General features: G+C 67.6%; 2 protein-coding genes. Both read left to right on the forward strand.

Translation table 11 applies throughout. From position 1 onward, the window contains the following. A partial coding sequence (locus R2707_21275) for an EAL domain-containing protein (GenBank protein MEZ5247632.1) occupies nucleotides 1–1,572 on the forward strand: 1,572 nt, incomplete at its 5' end. 38 nt (nucleotides 1,573–1,610) lie between these two features. Continuing rightward, nucleotides 1,611–2,192 carry an NUDIX domain-containing protein gene (locus R2707_21280; GenBank protein ID MEZ5247633.1) on the forward strand — a complete coding sequence of 194 codons (582 nt, stop codon included), beginning with the start codon at nucleotides 1,611–1,613 and terminating at the stop codon, nucleotides 2,190–2,192. Nucleotides 2,193–2,237 lie beyond the last annotated feature (45 nt).

The raw sequence follows: 2,237 nt of genomic DNA on the forward strand, positions 1-2,237 counted from the left end.
CCCGCCGCGGAACAGGTCGAGGACCTGATCGGCCTGGCCCCCGCCGATCAGCGGTCCGCGTTGCGGAACCATCTCCACCAGACCGGCACGGGCCAGGCTGCGCCGTTCGAACTCACCAAGCGCGACGGCGACTCCGGATGGTTCGATCTCCGGGTCTCGGACCTGATCACCGACGAACTCGTGAGGGGCCGGGTGATCACGGTCCGCGACATCACCATCGAGACACGTCTGCGGCTCGAACTGGAACACCAGGCCAGCACCGATGCACTCACGGGGCTTCCCAACCGCCGCGTGCTGCAGCCCCGCCTCGGCGATGCCCGAAGCGCCATGGAGCACACGGGACAACCGATGGCGCTGATGACGCTCGACATCGACGGGTTCAAGACCATCAACGACAGTCTCGGCCACCCGGTCGGCGATGCACTGCTCACCCAGGTCGCGGCCCGCCTCACCAACGCGATCCAGCCCGGTCAGACCATCCTGCGCATGGGCGGCGACGAGTTCGCCATCATCCTGCCGTCCATCGCCGGCGAAGCCGCGGCCCGGCTCGCTGCCCAGCATCTCCTCGACACGCTCGACGAACCGTTCCAGATCGGGGCCCGCCTCGAACACGTCCGTACCAGCATCGGCGTCGCGCTCACCGACGACCGCGATCACGCCGAGGCGCTGATCGGGCGAGCCGACATCGCGCTCTACGAGGCCAAGCGACAGGGCGGCGACACGGTCGTGATCTACGAAGCCGAACTCGAATCCACGACCACGCGCCACAACCAGATCACCCGAGCCCTTCGGGAGGCGGACTACGACCGCGAGTTCAGCCTCGTCTATCAGCCCATCGTCACCGCCGAGGACCAGACGATCGTCAGTCTGGAAGCCCTGCTCCGCTGGACCTCTCCTCACCTCGGCGCCATCGGACCGGACGAGTTCATCCCCATCGCCGAGGTCACCGGAGAGATCTGCGGTATCGGCAAGTGGGTCCTCGACGAGGCCTGCCGCCAGCTCGCCGCCTGGATCGAGGCCGGTGTCGACCCCGACATCACGGTCTCGTTCAACGTCTCCGCCCGCCAACTCGCCGAGCCGGCCTTCGTTGCCGGTGTTCTCGAGACTGCCCGCCGCTGGAACGTGCCCACCAACCGCCTCGTCGCCGAGATCACCGAATCGGCCGCCCTCGACCACACCGGCGTCGCGCAACAGCGAATCCAGCGCCTCCGGGATGCCGGATTGAGGATCTCGATCGACGACTTCGGATCCGGCTACTCCAACCTCGGTCAACTCATCTCGGTCCCGTTCGACATCATCAAGATCGACCGCTCTTTGCTCCTCACGCTCTCCGCCATGCGCGAACAGGCAGGCGGCGACGAGACCGACTCCTGCGCGATCATGCAAGCCATCGTCTCCATCGCCGGCATCCTCGACGCCCCGGTGGTCTGTGAGGGGGTCGAGACCGAGCAGCAGCTGATCTCGCTCCACGCCTCCGGCATCACCCACATCCAGGGCTACCTCACTGGCCGTCCTGCCCTTCCCGCACTCCTCACGCCACAACTCATGGAACTCCAACCGGCACAAGCATGACCTGAACGCCGTCGACCAGACTGGCGACAATGGAACGTGTGGGGCCCGCCGATGACATCCGCGCCATCACCCGCGGCCTCATCGCCGACGTCGCTCCCCACGACACGATCGAGAAGGAACACCTCGCCGTCGTCCTGGGATGGATCGATTCCGGCGCGGCACTGTGGCGAACGGCCAAGCCGGCCACACCGCCGATGCACCTCGTCTCCTATGCCGTCGTCATCGATCCCGGCACCGACCGGGTCCTTCTCGTCGACCACCGCCTCGCCGGCCTCTGGCTCCCCACCGGCGGGCACGTCGAGCCCGGCGAACACCCCGCCCACACCTCCCGGCGAGAGCTCGGCGAAGAGCTGGGCATCTCGCCCGACCCGCACCCCCGGGTTGGTGATCGCCCGCTGCTGGTCACCGTGACGACAACGGTCGGCACCGATACGCCGCACGACGACGTCTCGCTCTGGTTCGCGTTCATCGCCCCGGCCGACACTCCCATCCGACCCGATCCCGGCGAGTTCGTCGACACCCGCTGGTGGCCCATCGGCGAGATCGAACACCGGCCCGGCACACGATTCGACCCCCACCTCCCCCGGTTCCTCGAGAAGCTCACGGGCGGACGAACGTGAGGAGCGCTACGCCCGAGCGTTGACGATCGCGGCGGGAAGATCCGG

The organism is Acidimicrobiales bacterium (genome assembly GCA_041394245.1).
GTDB lineage: Bacteria > Actinomycetota > Acidimicrobiia > Acidimicrobiales > Aldehydirespiratoraceae > JAJRXC01.